We start from the raw sequence: 19,872 nt of genomic DNA, 5'->3' as shown, positions 1-19,872 counted from the left end.
CCCAACATCATCTGCCATGCCACATAGAAAAGAGGACTGAATGGCGAGTACCAACGTAGCCCAATTTGCCACCGAACTGAAAATGCCCGCGGACTTGCTGCTGACGCAATTGCGCGCTGCGGGCGTTGAGAAGAGTTCGGCGTCCGACCCCTTGTCGAAAGAAGACAAGGACAAGCTGTTGAACCATCTGCGCCGCTCCCATGGCGCCTCGCCGGAAGGCGAGAAGCGCAAGATCACGCTGACCCGCAAGGAAACCACCGAGATCAAGCAGGCGGATGCGACCGGCAAGTCCCGCACCATCCAGGTGGAAGTGCGCAAGAAGCGTACGTTCATCAAGCGCGATGAGCCGGTGGTTGAAGAAGCCGCGCCGGCCGTGGCGCCTGCCGCTCCCGTGATCGACGAGGCCGAAGTCGCCCGCCGTGCGGAAGAAGCTCGTCGCCAGGCCGAGTTGATCGCGCGCCAGGAAGCGGAACTGCGTGAAAAGCAGGAGCGTCTTGCCAAGCTGGAAGCGGAAAAGGAAGCCCAGGCCAAGGCCATGCGTGAAGCGGCCGAGGAAGCCGAGCGCCGCGCCGCTGCCAATGCAGCCGCCGCGAAGGCCGAGCAGAACCAGAAGGAAATGACCGCCGCCGAAGAGGCCAAGCGCGTTGCCGACGAAGAAGTCCGCAAGAAGGCTGCAGAACAGGAAGCCAAGGAAGCGGCCGAACGTGCCGCAGCGACCGAGCGCGCCCGCAAGGCCGTTGCCGACGAAGTTGCCCAGATCAAGGCGATGATGAACGCTCCGCGCAAGGTGATGAAGGCGCCCGAGCCTGCACCCGCGCCCGTTGCCAAGGCGGCCGAAGGCACGCTGCACAAGCCGGCGGACAAGAAAGTCGCCGAGAAGAAAGATGACAAGAAGCCGGCGGTTGGCGACAAGAAGTCGATCAAGTCGGCGAACGTCTCCTCCACGTGGCAGGATGACGCGGCCAAGAAGCGCGGCGGCATCAAGACCCGCGGGAATGGCGCAGCCGCCCCGGCCGGTCGCGACGGCTGGCGCAGCGGCCCGAAGGGCCGCCGCTCGCATGGCCACGACGACCAGCGCGAATCCAACTTCCAGGTGCCGACCGAAGCCGTCGTCAAGGAAGTGCACGTGCCGGAAACCATCACCGTGGCCGAGTTGGCGCACAAGATGGCGGTGAAGGCATCGGAAGTCATCAAGCACATGATGAAGCTGGGCCAGATGGTCACCATCAACCAGGTGCTCGACCAAGAAACGGCCATGATCCTCGTCGAGGAAATGGGTCACAAGGCATTTGCCGCCAAGCTCGACGATCCGGAAGCCATGCTGGAAGAAACCGGCACGCATGCAGATGCAGAACTGCTCCCGCGCGCACCGGTCGTGACCGTCATGGGCCACGTCGACCACGGCAAGACATCGCTGCTGGACTACATCCGCCGCGCCAAGGTGGCGGCTGGTGAAGCGGGCGGCATTACGCAGCATATCGGCGCCTATCACGTCGAAACGCCGCGCGGCATCATCACCTTCCTCGATACTCCGGGCCACGAAGCGTTTACCGCCATGCGTGCACGCGGTGCGAAGGCAACCGACCTCGTTATCCTGGTGGTGGCGGCCGACGACGGCGTGATGCCGCAGACCAAGGAAGCAATTGCCCACGCGAAAGCGGCAGGTGTGCCGATCGTCGTGGCGATCAACAAGATTGACAAGCAAGGCGCCAATACCGACCGCGTCACGCAGGAGCTGATCGCGGAAGGCGTGGTGCCGGAAGCCTACGGCGGCGAAGCGCCGTTCTGCCCGGTGTCGGCAAAGACCGGCCAGGGCATCGACGACCTGCTGGAAAACGTATTGCTGCAAGCCGAAGTGCTGGAACTGAAGGCACCGGTCGATGCGCACGCCAAGGGCCTCGTGATCGAAGCCAAGCTGGACAAGGGCCGGGGTCCGGTCGCGACGGTGCTGGTTCAGGCCGGTACGCTCAAGCGCGGCGATGTGGTGCTGGCAGGTTCGTCCTATGGCCGCGTGCGTGCCATGCTGGACGAGAACGGCAAGAACGTCGCAGAAGCGGGGCCGTCCATTCCGGTGGAAATCCAGGGCCTGACCGAAGTGCCGGGTGCCGGTGAGGAAGTCATGGTCATGGCGGACGAACGCAAGGCGCGTGAAATCGCATTGTTCCGCCAAGGCAAGTTCCGCGACGTGAAGCTGGCCAAGCAGCAGGCCGCGAAGCTGGAGAACATGTTCGAGCAGATGGCCGAGGGCGAGGTGAAGAACCTCCCGCTGATCGTCAAGGCCGACGTGCAGGGTTCCCAGGAAGCACTGGTGCACGCCATGCAGAAGCTGTCGACCGACGAAGTACGCGTGCAGATCGTGCATGCCGCAGTCGGCGGCATCAGCGAATCCGACGTCAACCTCGCAGTCGCTTCGAAGGCCGTCATCATCGGCTTCAACACCCGGGCGGACGCTTCGGCACGCAAGCTGGCAGAAGCCAGCGGCATCGACATCCGTTACTACAACATCATTTACGATGCGGTGGACGAGATCAAGGCTGCGATGTCCGGCATGCTGGCGCCCGAAAAGCGCGAAGCAACGCTCGGCCTGGTCGAGATCCGCCAGGTGTTCCATGTCAGCAAGGTGGGTTCGATTGCCGGCTGCTACGTGCTCGACGGTCTCGTCAAGCGCGGCGCATCGGTTCGCCTCCTGCGTGCCAACGTGGTGATCTGGACCGGCGAACTCGATTCGCTCAAGCGCTTCAAGGATGACGTGAAGGAAGTAAAGGCCGGCTTCGAGTGCGGTCTGTCGCTGAAGAACTTCAACGACATCAAGGAAGGCGACCAGCTCGAGATCTTCGAAGTCCAGGAGGTTGCTCGTACCTTGTAATGCCGGCTAAGTCTTGCCGGTTGCGTAGCCCGGATGGAGCGCAGCACGATCCGGGATGGTGGATCATCTCCCGGATTCCGGCTGTGCCTCCATCCGGGCTACGACGTTTAAGGGCGCATCATCATGGCTAAACACAGTAAATCCATTCCCGGCCGCGGCGTACGCGTGGCCGATCAGATCCAGCGTGACCTGGCAGAAATCATTGCCTACGAACTGAAGGATCCGCGCGTCGGCATGATCACGATCACCGAAGTGCAGCTCACCCCGGACTACGCGCATGCGAAGGTGTTTTTCACCACGCTCGTCGACAATGACGAGGCCATGCAAAACACGTTGTCCGGGCTGCGCAAGGCGGCAGGTTTCATCCGTGGCCAGCTGGGCCGGCGGCTGACGATCCACACCATCCCCGAACTGCACTTCGTGCATGACATTTCCACCGCCCGCGGCATGGAATTGTCGAAGCTGATCGACGAAGCCAACGCAACACGTGCCAAGGACGCCGAAGGCTGATGTCGTCGGTGCCTGACGGCGCAATTTTCGAATTCCCACCATGGCGCAACACCCGCCCAAGAAACCGCGCGTGCCTGTCGATGGCGTCTTGCTGCTCGACAAGGCAGCTGGATCGTCCAGCAACGACGTCCTGATCAAGGCGAAACGCCTGCTCAATGCACAAAAGGCCGGCCATACCGGAACGCTCGATCCGTTCGCGACCGGACTGCTGCCGCTCTGCTTCGGAGAGGCAACCAAGTTCTCGCAGGATTTGCTGGAGGCGGACAAGACCTACGAGACCGTCGTGCATCTCGGTGTGTCGACCAATACCGGCGATACGGAAGGAGAGGTGCTGCAGCGTCTGGAGGTGAATGTCACGCGTGAGCAGATCGATGCGGTGGTTGCGAAATTCCGTGGCGAGATCGACCAGGTGCCCCCGATGTACTCGGCCCTCAAGCGCGACGGCAAGCCGCTGTACGAGTACGCGCGCGCAGGCGTGGTGCTTGAGCGCGAGGCCCGGCGCGTGGTCATCCATGCGCTCGACGTGCTCGATTACCAGGCGCCGTATTTGCGGCTGCGCGTCACCTGCAGCAAGGGCACATACATCCGCGTCCTGGGCGAGGATATCGGGAGCGCGCTCGGGTGCGGCGCACATTTGCAAGCCCTGCGGCGCACGCAGGTCGGTGCGCTGACGCTAGACAACGCTATTACCCTGGACGCATTGGCCGCAGTACCGGATGCCGAGCGTGAGCGAAAGCTTTCGCCCGTCGATGCCTTGCTGTCAACTTTTCCGCAGGTCCGGCTCCCGGAAGCGTTCGCCAAGCGATTCTTGCATGGCCAGCGCATCGCCCTCGGCAAGGAAGGCTTGCCATATCCCCAATACCAGGGGCGTACGCGGGTGTACTCTGCGGAGAGTGAGCGGCTGCTAGGCACCGCACAACTCATGGAATACGGCATTCTCGCCCCCGAACGGCTCATCGCCGAACGCAGCAATGCCTGATTTTTTCACTGTCCTGCGCGCAACTCATTGAAATTCCAGCGATTTCAATAGTTCTTGCGTCGCAACATGCTATACTAGTCGGTTCTCCCGAATCCCGCATTCAAGCACTGGACCACCATGTCAAATACCAAGCGCGCTCTGCGCAACATCGCCATCATTGCTCACGTTGACCACGGCAAGACGACCCTCGTCGACCAGCTGCTGCGTCAGTCCGGCACCTTCCGTGAAAACCAGCAGATCGACACGCGGGTGATGGACTCCAACGACCTCGAAAAGGAACGCGGCATCACGATTCTCGCGAAGAACTGCGCGGTCGAGTATGAAGGCACCCACATCAACATCGTCGATACCCCCGGCCACGCCGACTTTGGCGGCGAGGTGGAGCGCGTGCTGTCGATGGTGGACTCGGTGCTGCTGCTGGTCGATGCCGTCGAAGGCCCGATGCCGCAGACCCGTTTCGTGACACGCAAGGCGCTTGCTCTTGGCCTGAAGCCGATCGTCGTGGTCAACAAGATCGACCGTCCGGGCGCGCGTCCTGACTGGGTGATCAATGCGACGTTCGAACTGTTCGACAAGCTGGGCGCGACTGAAGAGCAGCTCGACTTCCCGGTCGTCTATGCATCCGCGCTGAACGGCTACGCCAGCCTCGACCCGACCATGCGCGAAGGCACGATGAAGCCGTTGTTCGACGCCGTGCTGGAACACGTCCCGGTCCGTGACGACGATCCGGACGGCCCGCTGCAATTGCAGATTTCCTCGCTCGATTATTCCTCCTACGTCGGCAAGATCGGCATCGGCCGTATCAAGCGCGGCCGCGCGAAGGCGCTGCAGGATGTGATCGTGCTGAACGGCCCGGATTCCACCCCGATCAAGGCGCGCATCAACCAGGTGCTGAAGTTCAAGGGCCTGGAGCGCCAGCTTGTCGATGAAGCCCAGGCTGGCGACATCGTGCTGATCAACGGTATCGAAGAAGTCGGCATCGGCAGCACACTCTGCGCCGTGGATACGCCGGATGCGCTCCCGATGCTGAAGGTGGATGAGCCGACCCTGACCATGAATTTCCTGGTCAACAATTCTCCGCTGGCCGGCCGCGAAGGCAAGTTCGTGACCAGCCGCCAGATCCGTGACCGCCTGGATCGTGAACTGAAGTCCAACGTCGCGCTGCGCGTGACCGATACCGGCGACGACACGACGTTCGAAGTTTCCGGTCGCGGTGAATTGCACCTCACCATCCTGCTGGAAAACATGCGCCGCGAAGGCTACGAGCTGGCGGTGTCCCGTCCGCGTGTCGTGTTCAAGGACATCGATGGCGTGAAGTGCGAGCCGTATGAACTTCTGACCGTCGACGTCGAGGATGCGCACCAGGGTGGCGTGATGGAAGAGCTCGGTCGCCGCCGTGGCGACCTGCAGAACATGGAGCCGGACGGCAAGGGACGCGTGCGTCTCGAGTACCGTATCCCGGCGCGTGGCCTGATCGGCTTCCAGTCCGAATTCATGACGCTCACGCGCGGTACTGGCTTGATGAGTCACATTTTCGACGAATATTCGCCGGTCGACATGACCAAGCCTGAACTGGCTGGCCGTCGCAACGGCGTGCTGATTTCGCAGGATGACGGCGCTGCCGTTGCCTACGCACTGTGGAAACTGCAGGACCGCGGCCGCATGTTCGTGAGCCACAACGATCCGGTGTATGAAGGCATGATCATCGGCATCCATTCGCGCGACAACGACCTCGTGGTCAACCCGATCAAGGGCAAGCAGTTGACCAACGTGCGCGCGTCCGGCACGGATGAAGCCGTCCGTCTCGTGCCGCCGATCCAGCTGACGCTGGAATACGCGGTGGAATTCATCGAGGACGACGAACTGGTCGAGATCACGCCGAAGAGCATCCGCCTGCGCAAGCGTTTCCTGAAGGAGCATGAGCGCAAGCGGGCATCGCGCGAAGCTGCATAAATCGAGCGCCGGGTACAAGATCCGGCTGCTTCAACCGGCCCGGCCGCCCGCAAGGGCCGCCGGGCTGATTTTTTCCGGGTTGCTTATGTCACGTATGACATCGCATCAGCGGGCGATCCTGCTGATGATCATCGCTCCCACGCTGTGGAGCATTGCGGGGGTGCTGACGCGCCACCTCGAGTCCGCGCAAGGTTTCGAGGTAACGTTCTGGCGCAGCCTGTTTTCCGGTATCTTTGTTGCCGGCGCACTGCTTTATCAGCAGGGATTGCGTGGAGCGACGCGTACCGTGCGTTCGCTCGGCGGTCTTGGCGTGCTGAGTGGCCTGATGTGGAGCGTGATGTTTGTCTGCTTCATGGTGGCGCTGACGCGTACGACGGTCGCCAATACCCTGATCGTGATGAGCGTGTCGCCGCTGCTGACCGCATTCCTTGCCTGGCTGATCCTGAAGGAACGCGTTGCGCCGCGCACCTGGCTGGCGATTGCCGCGGCCTTCGTCGGCATCTCGTGGATGTTCGTCAACAGCATGAGCGAAGTCGGCGGCAAACACCTGGTCGGAATGATGATCGCCAGCGCCGTTCCGGTCGCCGCCGCCGTCAATCTCATTGCCATCAAGCGGGCAGGACACGGTGTGGATCTGATTCCGGCGATTCTCCTGGGCAGCGTGTTTTCCGCGGGGCTCATGCTGGGCGTGGCCTCGCCGTTCCAGACTTCGCTGCACGACATCGCCATCCTGGCGACGCTCGGCTTCTTCCAGCTCGGGTTGCCCTGCATGCTGATGGTGAAGGCGATGAAACATCTCTCGGCGCCGGAAGTTTCCCTGCTGTCGTTGCTGGAAGTGCTGCTCGGACCATTGTGGGCATGGCTGGGCGCAGGAGAGGTGCCGGCGCAGGAAACATTGATCGGCGGTGCGGTCGTCATGGCGGCGCTGGTGTTCAATGAGCTTGCGCCGACGGGATCGAAAGGAACCCCGGTTGCCGCGAGACAGCAGCAACCCTGATTACCCGAGTGCATCGCTGTCGTTACAATAGAAACCAATCATGACCAAGCCTGCCGTACTGCCTTCGCGCCGCCTTTCCGTTGCACCCATGATGGACTGGACGGACCGTCACTGTCGCGTGTTTCACCGGCAGATCACGCGCCATACCTGGCTGTATACCGAGATGGTGACCACCGGCGCGTTGGTCTACGGCGATGTGGCCAGGCATCTCGATTTCAGCGAAACGGAGCATCCTGTCGCCTTGCAGCTCGGCGGCAGCGAACCCGCAGACCTGGCGAAAAGCGCGAAGCTCGGGGAGCAGTGGGGCTACGATGAAATCAACCTCAACTGCGGCTGCCCGTCGGAACGCGTGCAGAAGGGTGCGTTCGGCGCTTGCCTGATGAACGAGCCGCAACTCGTGGCCGATTGCGTGAAGGCGATGCGCGATGCCGTGTCCATCGACGTGACGGTCAAGCATCGCATCGGCATCGACCATATCGAGACCTATGACTTCGTGCGCGATTTCGTCGGCAAGATTGCCGAGGCGGGCTGCAACACTTTCATCGTGCATGCGCGCAATGCCATCCTGAAGGGATTGAGTCCGAAGGAGAACCGCGAGATTCCACCGCTGAAACCGGAATACGCGTACCAGTTGAAGCGCGATTTTCCACAACTCGAAATCCTCATCAACGGCGGCATCAAGACGCTGGAGGAAATCGACTTGCACCTGCAGCATGTCGATGGCGTGATGCTCGGGCGCGAGGCCTATCACAACCCCTACCTGATGGCGTCCTTCGATGCCCGCTATTACGGCGACGATGCGGCGCCAAAGACCCGTGCCCAAGTCATCGAGGCGATGGTTCCCTATATCCGGGACCAGCTTGCGCGTTACGGCAACAACGGCGCCGGACTCAGGCTTAACAGCATTACCCGCCACATGCTCGGCCTCATGGCAGGCCTCCCCGGTGCGCGCGGATTTCGTCAGACCTTGTCGGATTCGAAGAAGCTTGCTTCCGGCGATCCCGCCTTGCTGCTGGAAGCACTGGCGCGCATGCAGCCAATCGCCGCCTGACTCTTTTCTCCCGTGCCAGGCATTTGGCACGGAACCTGCTCGATCCTGCGCAATTCCATGCCGCTCTTCCGGCAGGTTGTTTCCATTTCCATCCTTCATCTACGGAGATCGACAATGGCAAGCGAGGACGCGAAACCATCCATTCCCGCGCAGCACCAGGATCACCAGCCCGGCTCGGAAACGGCGATGACGCCGAAGCCGAAGGCCGAGATGCAGGATTACAAAGGCAGCGGAAAACTCAAGGGCAAGGTCGCGCTCATCACAGGCGGCGACAGCGGCATCGGTCGCGCGGTCGCGATTGCCTTCGCCAAGGAAGGGGCGAACGTGGTCGTCGCCTATCTCGATGAGCATGAGGATGCCAAAGAGACCCAACGCCACGTCGAAGCAGCAGGAAGGGACTGCGTGACGATTGCCGGCGATATCGGCGACGCGTCCTTCTGCGCGAAGATGATCGATACCGCGATAACGAAATTCGGCCGGCTCGATATCCTGGTCAACAATGCCGCGCAACAATATCCGCAGCAGAGCATCGAGGACATCACGGAAGAGCAGTTGTTGAAAACCTTCCGCACCAACATCTTCTCGATGTTCTTCACCGTAAAGGCGGCACTGCCGCACCTGAAGCCCGGTGCGCGCATCATCAACACCACCTCGGTCACTGCGTATCGCGGCAGTTCGCACCTGCTCGACTACTCTTCCACCAAGGGCGCGATCGTCGCATTCACGCGCTCGCTGTCCCAGCAGCTCATCGAGAAAGGCATTCTCGTCAACGCCGTGGCGCCCGGTCCGGTATGGACGCCGCTCATCCCGGCGAGCTTCAGCGAGAAGGAAGTCGAAGGATTCGGCGAAAAATCACCGCTGGGCAGGGCGGGGCAGCCGGACGAGATTGCTCCGTCCTATGTCTTCCTCGCTTCGGACGACGCGTCCTTCATGTCCGGACAGGTGCTGCATCCGAACGGCGGCGAGGTCATCAATACATGATCAGTATTCCTTGAGACGGTTGTAGAGGGTCTTGAGGCTGATGCCGAGCGCCTCCGCCGTGAGGCGCTTGTTGCCGCTGTAGTGCTTCAGCGTGGCGAGGATGATTTCCTTCTGCGCGTCCGCGAGCGGCGTGCCGACGAAGAAGTTGAGATAGCCTTCGTGCAAGGTCGGCTTCTTTGCCGCGAGGTCGGAGATGCATTCCTCGACGTTGAGCGTGTCGGTGGCGAGGATGAAGGCGCGCTGCACGACGTTCTTGAGTTCGCGCACATTGCCCGGCCAGGAATAGGAACGGATGACGTCGAGCGAATTGCGCGAGAACACCTTCTGCTTTCCTTCCTTTTCGTTCAGCGCCTGCAGGAAATGCAGCGCGAGCATTTCGATGTCGCTGCCGCGCTCGCGCAAGGGCGGAACGCGCACCGGGAAAACGGCGAGCCTGTACATGAGGTCTTCGCGCAGGTTGCCCTGCTTCACCGCCGTATCGAGGTCGCGATTGGTCGCCGCCACCAGGCGCACATCGACCTTCACCTCCTCGTCGCCGCCCACGCGCAGGAAGGTTCCCGCTTCCAGGACGCGCAACAGCTTCACTTGCATGTCGATCGGCATCTCGGTGATTTCATCGAGGAACAGCGTGCCACGCGATGCGTGCTCGAAATAGCCGATATGTTGACGGGAGGCGCCGGTGAAGCTGCCTTTCTCATGGCCGAAGAGTGCGGCCTCGATGAGATGTGCAGGAATGGCGCCGCAGTTGACGGCGACAAAGGTTTCATCGCGTCGCCTGCTTGCATGATGGATCGCATTGGCGATCAATTCCTTGCCTGTCCCGCTCTCGCCCACCAGCAGCACCGTGGCGTCGGTCGATGCGACTCTTTCCACTTGCTGGCACAGCTGCTCCATGACGGGCGAAGAGCCGTACACGATGCCGGAATGCTTGAACGAATTGTCGAGAGTCATAGGGATTCCAGGCGTTGACCGGACATGCAAAGTCGGCGTCCGGTGTGCGTTCACGATTGTTGCACCAATGCCTGAGGCTTCTCTTGCGCTAATTCAGTTCCATTGCGCAAAGAGCTTTTCTGCATGCGGACGACCGGGGAGCGTACAAGTCAACAATACACGATAACGCCATATGCGTGTTCGCACGAAGACCGATCTTCCCCTGTGAATTCAGGTGCGGAACAGAGTGTCTGCGCGGCATGCGGAGCGATGTAATGCTTACGCCGCGCCTGTAAGTTTTACGCTGAAAGGTTTCTTCAAGAATCTTCATCGACGCATCGGCGAGTAGACGCCATCATGCATGTCACTGGCACGGAAGCTGCGTCGCGCTAAAGGCCGACTTTGCGAAAAAGTTAAGAACTTATCGCAAATGAACTGGTCAAGAACGAGACACCGTTAACTTTTCGTGAAAGGAACAAGAATGAATGCACTCAAGACCACATCCAAAATCTTGTTGGTTGTTGCCGCACTCAGTCTGACGGCCGTCGGTTGTGAACGTCGCGCTGGTGACCAGAGTTCAGGCGCAAGCGGCTCTCCGGGCAGCTCCAGTTCCTCGGGTGGATCTGGCGCAATGGGCGGTTCGTCGGGCGCCTCCGGCACATCGGGCGGAAGCTCGGGTTCGGGCTCCGGCTCCGGTTCGAAATAAAAATCCCCGCAGTGCGTTCGCCGGTTCCGGAGCGAATGCTCCGGCGGTGAGTGCCCGCAAGCGAACGCCGATGCGAGTGAGAGACGCCGGCCCCGCCCATTTCCGGCGCCCTCGCGAAATGTATCGTCGAACCCGAAGGAAGTTGCGTAGTCCAAAATCAGGCGGGCGACGAGCATTGCTCGTTATTTCCAATCAGATCAGGACGACGCAGGAGCGGGTATCGGATGCAGGAAACATTTGTACCAGCCGCACTCCAAACCGCTGCATCCTTGCGTCGTCAACATCGACAACATCATCGTCCGCTGTTCTTGGTCAAAAGGCGCTCAGGCGTCAGACTGGACAATAGCGGCATGGGACATATGCTGAGATAGTCTGGCTCCGGAACAACGGCATCCCGATGTAGCAGTCAACCTCAAGATACTTTTCCCCAAGACAGGCACGCATGCACTGCCGAGCAGGTGCAGGCGTTCATGCGCGGTATCCCAATACCCGCGTACAAGATTTCGCTGGACAACATAGAGAGAGCAGTTCATATGCCGCATGTATTGATCGTTGACGATGACGTCAACACGCGAGAAGCGCTTGTTGAAATCACGGCTGCCGAAGGATTCTCTACGGCTGTGGCAGGGAGCATCAAGGACGCGCAGGTGCAGATCATGCGCCAGCGTCCGGATGTCGTGCTGATCGACCTGAAGTTGCCGGATGGTAGCGGAATGGATCTCTTCAACGACATCGAATCCCGCGCGACAACCGAGATCGTGCTCATCACCGGACACGCCAGTGTGGAGACTGCGGTGGAGGCTTTGCGTCTCGGCGCGGCCGATTACCTGACCAAGCCGATCAATTTCCGGCGGCTCAAGGCCTTGCTTTCCCGCATACCGCGTACCGTGGATCTGAAGGAAGAAATCGGCGTGCTGCGCAGCGAGTTGCGCAGGCTCGGGCACTTCGGCCAGATGCTCGGTGCAGCGCCGGCCATGCAGAAACTCTACAACCACATTGCGCGTGTGGCGCCGACGGAGGCAACGGTCCTTCTCCTGGGAGAAAGCGGTACCGGGAAGGAACTCGCGGCGCAAACCATTCATGAGTTGAGCCTGCGCCAGAAACATCCCTTCCTGCCGGTCAATTGCGGCGCGATTTCGCCGCAACTGATCGAGAGCGAAATCTTCGGTCATGAAAAAGGAAGCTTCACCGGCGCGGACCGCCAGCACAAGGGTTACTTCGAACGCGCCAACGGCGGCACGCTCTTCCTCGACGAAATCACCGAAATGCCGATCGAGCTGCAGGTCAAGCTCCTGCGCGTACTGGAAACCGGCTCCTTCATGCGCATCGGCAGCAACCAGGAAATCGAAACCGATGTGCGCGTGGTCGCGGCCAGCAACCGCGATCCCGAACAGGCGGTGTCGGAAGGAAAGCTGCGGCTCGACCTGTATCACCGGTTGAATGTTTTCCCGCTGAAAATTCCGCCGCTCCGCGAGCGCGGCGGCGACATCGAACTGCTGGCGGAGAATTTTCTCGAGCAGCTCAATGCTTCGCATGGCACCAGCAAGGTGCTGTCGTCCGACGGACTTGCCTGCCTGAGCAACTACCATTGGCCGGGCAATGTGCGTGAATTGCGCAACTATATCCAGCGCGCATTCATTCTGTCGGATCACACCATCGATGCCGCGGCGCTCGCCCCCGTCATCACGACGCAGTCGCCCGTCGGACTGACGCTGGCGATTCCCGTCGGCACCTCGCTTGCGGATGTGGATCGCAAGCTGATCTATGCAACCCTGGAGCTGTGCGGCGGCGTGAAGAAGCGTGCAGCCGATATCCTCGGCATCAGCCTGAAGACGCTGTACAACCGGCTGGAAGAGTACGGTCCTTACGAGGGCGGCATGCAGAAGAAGGACGATGCTTCTTCCATGCACGGAAGCAGCAGCGATTCCTATCATTGAGGATGATGATCCGGGAATTCATTCCCGGATTGCCATCGTGTCGATCACCACAATCAGTTCTTCCGGCGCGACCGGCTTCGTGACATGCATCTGGAAGCCGGCCGTCAACGCACGGATCCTGTCCTCGCGCTGTGCGAATGCCGTCAGTGCCAGCGCCGGCATGCGGTGCAGCGGGATACTGCCGTCACGCGCCTTCCAGCTCCGCAGGCGGCGCAGGGCAGAGTAGCCGTCCTCGCCGGGCATCGCGATGTCGCATACCAGCAGATCGGGCAGGCCGTCGGCCTGGCACTTGTCCAGGAGGGCAACCGCATCGGACGACGAGGAGGCGGCGACGACATTTGCTCCCGCGCCGGTCAGGACCATGGTGAGAGACTCGCGCGCTTCCTCCTGGTCGTCCACGAGGAGGATTTTCAGGCCGTCGAGCGAGGGCAGCGGCACGCCTGTGCTGCCGACATCGGAGGGGCCGACGGTGAGGTACTTGTCCGAGCGCGCGCGCAACGGGAACGTCACGGAAAAAGTAGAACCCTTGCCTTCGCCCGGGCTTTCGGCCTTCACGCGGCCGCCGTGCAGTTCGATCAGGTGGCGGACCAGGAACAGGCCGAGACCGAGTCCGCTGTGGTCGCGTGTGCTGGAGGTGTCTTCCTGGCTGAATCGGTTGAACAGGTGGGGCAGGAAATCGGGTGAAATGCCGACGCCGTCGTCGCGGATGGTGGCCAGGATATCCCTGTCGTTGCAGGAGGCGTTGAGCCAGACGTTGCCCCCTTCCGGCGTGAACTTGATGGCGTTGGAGAGCAGGTTCCAGAATATCTGCTGCACACGGTCGGCGTCGCCTTCCACCTGTTCGCTGGTGATGCGGTAGGTGCAGGTGATGCTGATGCGCTTGGCCGCTGCGAGGGCGCGCACGCTCTCCACCGCGGCCTGCAGTGCCGGAAGCAGCGCGAGGGGTTGCTTCACCAGGCGCAGCTTGCCGCTCATCATGCGTGTGACATCGAGCAGGTCTTCGATCAGGCGCACCTGCTGTCCGACGCCGGTCTTGATACCCTGCAGCGCGCGTTGTGCCAGCGGCGCCGAGGTCGCATCCTTGACATAGTTTTCCAGCACATGCGCCCAGCTCTGGATGCCGTTCAGCGGTGCGCGCAATTCATGCGAGACGATGGCAAGGAATTCGTCGCGGGCGCGCGCCGCGGTTTCCGCCTGGATGCGCGCGGTTCGCTCCCGGGAAAGGAGTTCGTCGCGCTCCTTTTCCATGCGGGCGCGCTCGGTGACATCGTAGGCGATGCCCACGACCGACTCGATGTTCCCGTAGGAGTCGATCTCGGGGATCACCCGTCCGGAAAAATAGCGCATCTGGCCATCGATGATGTGGTCGAAATCGAGACGCTGGTCGACGCCGGTGGTGAAGGCGGCCTGGGCAGCATCGTCCCACGCGCGCACCACGCTGCGCGGCATGCCCAGCTCGGCCTTGGTCTTGCCCAGCACCGCCGGGGCTTTCAGTCCGGTCAGGCGTTCGATGGCCGGATTCGCATAGAGATGGCGCATGTTGCGGTCGATGCGCGAAATGATGTCCGGCGAATTCTCGACCAGCGTCTTGAATTCCCTTTCCCTGCGCTGCAATTGTTCCTCGGTGACGCGCAGCCGGGTGGTGTCCGTGATGGCGATGACCAGGCCACGCACCCGGCCCTGGGCGTCGGAATCGGGCACATACATCATGTGCAGCGTGCGCTCTGACCTCCCGGGCTCCGGGAGATTGATCTCGTGTTCCTGCGGCTGACCCTGGAGTGCCGCATCAATGTACTGGCGGATCGCGGCGAAGGTTTCCTCTCCCATGACTTCGGAAAGCCGCTTGCCGATCGCCATATGCGTGGCGACTGCGTGGCGGTCGGCAAATGTCTTGTTGACGAAGACGAGACGATAATCGCGGTCGCATTTTGCAAGCAGTACCGGGAGCGCGTCCGCCAGCAGCCGAAGCTGCCGTTCCTGCTTGCGCGATTCGTGCTCCGCATTCCGGCGCTCGGTGATATCCATGATCATTGCCGAAAAGCCGCACACGTCATTGTTTGCGCCGAAGTCGGGCGTATAGGTCACGAACATGCGACGCCGGCCGATCTTGTTGGTCACCGAGACTTCGTATACGACCTGCTCCCCATTCAGCGCACGGCGTACGTGCGGCTCGATATGAGCGTAGTCCAGGCCGACGACCTCCTCCACGCGCCGTCCGATGATGTCTTCCCGCGGCAGCCCGAACCAGCGTTCATAGGTCGCGTTGACAAAGCGGTAGCGTTCGTCGGCGCCGACATAGGAAATCAGGACGGGAGCGTTGTCGGTGATCAGGCGGAGATACTGGTCTTGCTGGCGGAGTGCGGCGGTGATGTTCTTGCGCGCGTCTGTATCGCGCACAACAACCAGCACGCTGTCCGTGGCGTCAGGGTCGAGGTACCGTGACAGCGTGATCTCGGCGTGCAGGGGGCTGCCGTCCGGCAGCGTCAATGTCTGTTCGAACACGGCGGGACAGCTGCGGCAGGCATCGCCGGCCGGCAGCACGTCGTCGATTGCAAGGCCGGTCAGTTGATCCGGAGCGGGGTAGCCGAGCAGGCCGGCTGCCGCGCGGTTGGCGCCGGCGATCCGGCCGTCCCGCACGAGGAGAACGCCGTCGGCGCAGCGTTCAACGAGGTAGAGGTAGCGTTCTACATCCGGACTGGATCTGTCGTTTGTTGAAATGATAGGCATTGCATCAATCCGCGCGCTCGGGGCCATGGGCGTTGGTAAATGATCTTTTCCCCGTATGGGCAATACCTGATGATTCGATGCCGACATGATGAAACCGACTCCTCGTACCGGATTTCCTGCTCACTGTGTCCCAAGAAAAAATGCGGCGCGATATCCGGATTCGCGTATCCGCCGCATGGATTTTATCGCCGGCGTATCCGCTTTCGTTTCGGCAAACGCAGGAACGGCGGCGGCAGCATTTGATATACGACAAGAGCATGGAAACATCATGTTTGATTGTGATGCCGGCCGCGCCGTGCTGTGTCATGCGCTCAGGTTGCCGATGTTCTGCTTGACGCCTTCGATCTTCAGCGTGGACAGGAAACTGCCGAACTCCTCTGCGACGGCCGGATGGCGCAGGGCGTAGACGACTACCGCTTCCAGGTATCCGATCTTCGACCCGCAATCGTAGCGGCGGCCCTTGAACTCATAAGCCAGGACAGGATGTTCGGCGAGCATCGCGGCAATCGCATCGGTGAGCTGGATCTCGCCGCCGGTGCCAGGCGTCACGCGCTCCAGATAATCGAAGATTTCCGGCGTGAAGACATAGCGTCCCACCACACCCAGGGTGGAGGGCGCATTCTCGGGCGCCGGTTTCTCGACGATGTCGCCGACGCGGTGGATGCGCACGCCCATCGATTGCGGACGCACGATGCCGTACTGCTGCGTCTGTTCGAGCGGCACGTTCTGGACGCCGACGACGGAACTCGCATGCTGGCCATGCAGGTCGATCATCTGCTTGAGGACAGGCACGTCGGCATCGATCAGGTCATCCGCCAGCACGACGGCAAAGGGTTCGTTGCCGACCAGGGGCCGCGCACACAGCACCGCATGTCCAAGGCCGAGCGCCTCGCTCTGACGCACGTAGGAATAGTGGAGGTTTTGCGGCAGCAGGCTCTGTATCTCTTTCAGCAGCTTGACCTTGCCATGCGAGGCCAGTTCGGACTCCAGTTCGTAGGCCTTGTCGAAGTGGTCTTCAATGGAACGCTTGCCGCGTCCCGTCACGAAAATCATTTCGGTAATGCCTGCCGCCGCTGCTTCTTCCACGGCGTACTGGATCAGCGGCTTGTCCACAATCGGCAGCATTTCTTTCGGCGATGCTTTCGTGACGGGCAGGAAACGGGTGCCCAAACCTGCGACGGGAAATACTGCTTTACGGATCTTGGTCATTGTCGTCTCTCTTAGTGCCATGGTTGAACATTCCGGACGCCGCGCACGGGTAACGATTACACCGGTTTGCCGTTTTTACATGTATGAGAACGGCGGCAACTGCTGCAACTTTCCATTGATGAACGGCATGTCGCGCGCTGCAGGTGCGCCTCGTCGGCGGCAAGGAGTCGAGCAAGCAGGAAGCGTACCGAGGCATCCCGGCAACGATGGGGGAAAAGAGTTGATCGGCATCATGCGGCAGGGCCACATGCAGCTTGCGCCGCCTCAGGGTCACGGCATGGCTTGCTTCGTATAGTCAGTGCGCTTCCCGCATGATAGAAGCAGAGAAAAGGCGTCGGCACAGGACTTGCGTCCGCAACGCATTTTTGATCATCCAAAAAGCCGTCCAGGCGAGGAGATAGAATGGCTTCAGCAATCATTGTGTTTTCACATCTGCGTTGGGAATTTGTTTTCCAGCGGCCGCAGCATCTGATGACCCGTCTTGCCGCCCGCCATCCCATCGTGTTTGTCGAAGAGCCGGTGCACGATGAGGAGCGAACCTTCCTTCACACTTACTCTCCCTCGCCGGGCATCCTCGTCTGCCGGCCGCACACCCCGGTAAGCCAGCACGGATTCCACGACGACCACCTGCCGCACCTGCAGAAGCTGATGCGGCAGGTGGTGCGGGATTACGACGACCACATCGCATGGTTCTACACGCCCATGGCGCTGCCGCTGCTGCAGGAGCTGCATCCGCGCCTGGTCGTCTACGACTGCATGGACGAGCTCGCGTCATTCAAGAACGCGCCGAAGCAACTGCTGCAACGCGAAAGCGCCTTGCTGAAGGTGGCCGACATCGTCTTCACGGGCGGCCCCAGCCTGTACCGCGCCAAGCGCGAGCGGCATCCCAACGTGCACTGCTTTCCAAGCAGTGTCGATGCCAGCCATTTCGTGCAGTCGCTGGACCGCGCCAATTCGCATCCGGCGCACAAGGACATTCCGGGGCCGCGCCTCGGCTATTACGGCGTGATCGACGAACGCCTCGACACGGATCTGATCGCAAGGCTGGCCGACGCGCATGCCCAATGGCAAATCGTATTGGTCGGGCCGGTCGTCAAGATCGATCCCGCCGAATTGCCGCGCCGCGAGAACATTCATTACCTCGGGCAGCACCCTTACCAGGCCTTGCCGCAATTCCTGGCGGGATGGGATGTGTGCCTGCTGCCGTTCGCCTTGAACGAATCGACGCGCTTCATCAGCCCGACCAAGACGCTGGAATACATGGCGGCCGAATTGCCCATCGTCAGCACGCCGGTGGCGGACGTCGCCGACGTCTATGGAGGCATTGTCTCGATCGCGGAGGATGCACGGACATTCATCGCGGCCTGCGAGGCGGCCCTGCTGGCTTCGCCGCAGGCGCATGCCGAGAAGATAGAGAAAATGCGCAAGGTACTCGCCGCGACCTCATGGGATGCGACGGTCGAGAAGATGTGCGCGCTCCTGGCGACTACGCCGCGCCGTGTCGCCCGGCAGGACTGGAACGGCGTTGAACAGGCCGATCCCGCCGCCGGCATCAATCTCCTGCGGCAGCACGAATTTCCCCGCTTTGCAAAGACAGCGATCATTGGCGCCGGGCCGACCGGACTTTCCGCAGCCTACCATCTCGGCCATGATGCGCTTCTCCTGGAACGACATTCGATGGTGGGCGGATGGTGCCGCTCGATCAAGGACAACGGCTTCACCTTCGACCATGCCGGCCACATCATGTTTTCAACCGATCCCTATGTGCTGGAGCTGTATGAGCTCCTGCTCGGATCGAATATGCACTGGCAGAATCGCGAGGCATGGGTGTATAGCAAGAACGTCCATACCCGCTATCCGTTTCAGGGCGCGCTGCACGGACTCCCGGCCGATGTGATCAAGGAATGCATCATGGGTGCGATCGAGGCACGTTTCGGCAGTGCCGGCAAGACCGCGCCGACGGTGGCCCGTGCGAACGATTGCTGCGCGGATGGGGGTGTGTCACTGCCGGGGGCGAAGGTGGCGGCGCTCGAAAAGCGGGGGCCGGCCAACTTCGAGGAATTCATCTACCAGGTGTGGGGGGCGGGGATCGCCAGGCATTTTGCCATTCCCTACAACCGCAAGCTGTGGGCCGTGCCGCTGACGGAAATGGAAACCTCCTGGCTGGGCGGCCGGGTGCCGTTGCCCGACCTGGAGGAAATCATCGACGGCGCCCTGCAGCCGGTGGGCAAGCCGATGGGGCCGAACGCCCGTTTCGGCTATCCCCTGCGCGGCGGCTTCCAGGCGCTGGTATCGGGATTCGTCCCGCATATCAAGGGCACGATCGAACTCAATGCCGATGTCGCGCATCTCTCGCCGCGCCAGCGCACGATCACCCTGCGCGACGGCCGCCGCTACCAGTACGACAACCTGATCAGCACGATGCCGCTGCCGGAGCTGGTCAGGATCATCGGCGAGGAAGCGCCGGAAGAGGTACGGCAGGCGGCAAGCGGCCTCAAGCATATCTCCGTGCGCTGCGTGAACCTTGGCGTGGCGCGCGAGAACATCACCGACAAGCACTGGATCTACTATCCGGAAGACACCATCTTCCATCGCATCTTCGTGCAGGGAAATGCGAGTCCCGAGTGCAATCCGCCTGGCGGCTTCGGCATCACTTGCGAGATCACTTACTCGCCCACATGGAAGCCCTTGCCGGTGAGCGGCCAGGCCTTGATCGACCGCTGCATCCAGGATTGCATCAAGGTCGGCATGTTCCGCGAAGACGACAAGATCATTGCCGCCAACGAGATCGACATGCCGTACGCCTACGTTGTGTACGACCACGCCCGCGCGCGCAATGTCGAAACCATCAAATCCTGGCTGGCCATGCACGACATCATCCTCGCCGGACGCTACAGCGAATGGGAGTATTACAACTCCGACCATGCCTTCATTGCAGGAAAGAAGGCGGCCGAGACCGTGCGGTGGATGGAGGAGAAGCGCGCGGTGGCGGTAGAGTAGACCGCGTGCATCTTGGCATGCCCCTT

The 19,872-nt window shown here is 61.3% G+C and carries 13 protein-coding genes; 9 read left to right on the top strand and 4 right to left on the bottom strand.

Features of this window, described 5'->3' with window-relative positions:
* The first annotated feature begins 40 nt into the window (after positions 1 to 40).
* The 7 genes from infB to AC3WOY_RS06305 all read left to right on the top strand — a co-directional run bounded on the left by infB (position 41) and on the right by AC3WOY_RS06305 (position 9,337).
* A complete protein-coding gene (gene infB, locus AC3WOY_RS06335) occupies positions 41 to 2,866 on the top strand; it encodes a translation initiation factor IF-2 (RefSeq protein WP_492421869.1) in 2,826 nt (941 codons plus the stop codon).
* A 123-nt stretch (positions 2,867 to 2,989) separates the two neighbouring features.
* Positions 2,990 to 3,376 carry a 30S ribosome-binding factor RbfA gene (gene rbfA, locus AC3WOY_RS06330; protein ID WP_492421867.1) on the top strand — a complete coding sequence of 129 codons (387 nt, stop codon included), beginning with the start codon at positions 2,990 to 2,992 and terminating at the stop codon, positions 3,374 to 3,376.
* 40 nt (positions 3,377 to 3,416) lie between these two features.
* Positions 3,417 to 4,355, top strand: a complete 939-nt coding sequence (gene truB, locus AC3WOY_RS06325; RefSeq protein ID WP_492421865.1) for a tRNA pseudouridine(55) synthase TruB — start codon at positions 3,417 to 3,419, stop codon at positions 4,353 to 4,355.
* A 117-nt stretch (positions 4,356 to 4,472) separates the two neighbouring features.
* Positions 4,473 to 6,308: a translational GTPase TypA gene (typA, locus tag AC3WOY_RS06320; protein ID WP_492421863.1), complete on the top strand. Its 1,836-nt coding sequence runs from the start codon at positions 4,473 to 4,475 to the stop codon at positions 6,306 to 6,308.
* Positions 6,309 to 6,393: 85 nt separating this feature from the next.
* Positions 6,394 to 7,305 carry a DMT family transporter gene (locus AC3WOY_RS06315; protein WP_492421861.1) on the top strand — a complete coding sequence of 304 codons (912 nt, stop codon included), beginning with the start codon at positions 6,394 to 6,396 and terminating at the stop codon, positions 7,303 to 7,305.
* Between the two features lie 40 nt (positions 7,306 to 7,345).
* The gene (dusA, locus tag AC3WOY_RS06310) at positions 7,346 to 8,356 is read left to right on the top strand and encodes a tRNA dihydrouridine(20/20a) synthase DusA (protein ID WP_492421859.1); all 1,011 of its coding nucleotides are present in this window, start codon (positions 7,346 to 7,348) and stop codon (positions 8,354 to 8,356) included.
* Between the two features lie 114 nt (positions 8,357 to 8,470).
* Entirely contained in the window at positions 8,471 to 9,337 is an 867-nt protein-coding gene (locus AC3WOY_RS06305) for an SDR family oxidoreductase (protein ID WP_492421857.1), read from the top strand.
* Here the strand turns inward: AC3WOY_RS06305 and AC3WOY_RS06300 are convergent, their stop codons facing one another.
* Positions 9,338 to 10,288: a sigma-54 interaction domain-containing protein gene (locus AC3WOY_RS06300; protein WP_492421855.1), complete on the bottom strand. Its 951-nt coding sequence runs from the start codon at positions 10,286 to 10,288 to the stop codon at positions 9,338 to 9,340.
* A gap of 435 nt (positions 10,289 to 10,723) precedes the next feature.
* The gene (locus AC3WOY_RS06295) at positions 10,724 to 11,149 is read right to left on the bottom strand and encodes a hypothetical protein (RefSeq protein WP_492421853.1); all 426 of its coding nucleotides are present in this window, start codon (positions 11,147 to 11,149) and stop codon (positions 10,724 to 10,726) included.
* A 357-nt stretch (positions 11,150 to 11,506) separates the two neighbouring features.
* Between AC3WOY_RS06295 and AC3WOY_RS06290 the strand changes: the two genes are divergently transcribed.
* Positions 11,507 to 12,910 (top strand): sigma-54-dependent transcriptional regulator, encoded by a 1,404-nt coding sequence (locus tag AC3WOY_RS06290; protein ID WP_492421851.1) that lies wholly within the window; start codon positions 11,507 to 11,509, stop codon positions 12,908 to 12,910.
* Positions 12,911 to 12,928: 18 nt separating this feature from the next.
* On the opposite strand, the gene AC3WOY_RS06285 is transcribed toward AC3WOY_RS06290, so the two are convergent.
* Both AC3WOY_RS06285 and galU read right to left on the bottom strand, forming a co-directional pair.
* Complete coding sequence (locus tag AC3WOY_RS06285; protein WP_492421849.1) at positions 12,929 to 15,637, bottom strand: hybrid sensor histidine kinase/response regulator; 2,709 nt, start codon at positions 15,635 to 15,637, stop codon at positions 12,929 to 12,931.
* A gap of 303 nt (positions 15,638 to 15,940) precedes the next feature.
* Positions 15,941 to 16,846 carry a UTP--glucose-1-phosphate uridylyltransferase GalU gene (galU, locus tag AC3WOY_RS06280; protein ID WP_492421847.1) on the bottom strand — a complete coding sequence of 302 codons (906 nt, stop codon included), beginning with the start codon at positions 16,844 to 16,846 and terminating at the stop codon, positions 15,941 to 15,943.
* Between the two features lie 402 nt (positions 16,847 to 17,248).
* Between galU and AC3WOY_RS06275 the strand changes: the two genes are divergently transcribed.
* Positions 17,249 to 19,846, top strand: a complete 2,598-nt coding sequence (locus AC3WOY_RS06275; protein WP_492421845.1) for an FAD-dependent oxidoreductase — start codon at positions 17,249 to 17,251, stop codon at positions 19,844 to 19,846.
* The last annotated feature ends 26 nt before the right edge of the window (positions 19,847 to 19,872 follow it).

It is taken from the genome of Noviherbaspirillum sp. FW303-A3 (assembly GCF_058788695.1).
Note: the sequence above shows the minus strand (reverse complement) of the source record. Positions and strands in the feature narration are given on the sequence as shown.